Below are 1,091 nucleotides of genomic sequence, written 5' to 3' on the forward strand. Positions count from 1 at the left end.
CAACGTTTCCGCGGTATGGTGTCGTGCGGTTGACTGTCCCACGAAGTGGTGGCTGTCAAGCCGAAAACGACGCCAGGATGCATGTGGATTTGCACGTTAAAAGAACCGCATGCACTATGCACCGCGTGTTGTGCATAGTATTTATTTCATTTTAATAACTTTTATTTCTTCATCATTTTCGTACTCAATATACCATTTAAGATCTCCCTCATCGTCATATTTATAATATGGTCCATGTAATTTATCGTCTTTGAAATTAACTATTGAATATATTGAGCCATCTTCATTGAAAGTATATTTTGTTCCGGTTTGAAGCCCATTTGTGAATTGTCTTTTTACTTTAATCTGACCATCTGTATAATATATTATGTGTTCACCGTTTAGCTTCCCAGTTTTATAATTACCGCGCATATATAAAGCATTATTTTTATAATATGCAGTGAATTCTCCTTCTCTGATATTGTCTACATAATTGATCAATGCATACTCAAAATTTTCTTCAGGAAGATGCTCTTTCCATAGACCTTGTTTTAATCCATTCTCATCAGTTTTATTTGGAGCTTTTTTAACACTGTGAGTAATTGATTTAGAATCATTATCCTGCTGGATATTTTTAACAATTCTGATGATATCCTTATTGTCTGACGCAAAAATGCGGCAATAATCAAAGTAATTTAGGATGATAGAATTCTCAATGCTATCATAGAGTATTTTAGTCTTAAAATCAGAAGGAATCGATTTAGTGATACAAGCTAAATAAACACTCATTAAATTCTGATCTAGCTTAATTGTTCCTGATAAATCTTCATTGATTTCAAATCCAGATTTTAAACTAATTCCTGTCCATTTCAATAAAAATCCTGAAATTATATCCCGGTTTTGTTTATCAAAATCTAAAGGGATCGATAGGATATAATCAGCTGCTTCATAAGCCAATTGCTGAGAATTAAAACAATCTTGAATATTAATCAATTGAACCTTAGATAAAGTATCAAAGTCCTGGCCAAAAGAATTAAAACTAATTAAGATTAATATTATTTGAATCGTTTTTTTCATTATTTGCAGGGTGTCTGAAAATATTATGCACAACG

At 32.0% G+C, this 1,091-nt stretch carries 1 protein-coding gene; it reads right to left on the minus strand.

Annotated elements, in window-relative coordinates; genetic code table 11:
• Positions 1–141 precede the first annotated feature (141 nt).
• A partial coding sequence (locus ACE1ET_RS20440) for a toxin-antitoxin system YwqK family antitoxin (RefSeq protein WP_375730283.1) occupies positions 142–1,091 on the minus strand: 950 nt, incomplete at its 5' end.

It is taken from the genome of Quyinboa mangrovi, assembly GCF_042219825.1.
In the GTDB taxonomy this organism is placed as follows: domain Bacteria; phylum Bacteroidota; class Bacteroidia; order Bacteroidales; family UBA5342; genus JBHJHP01.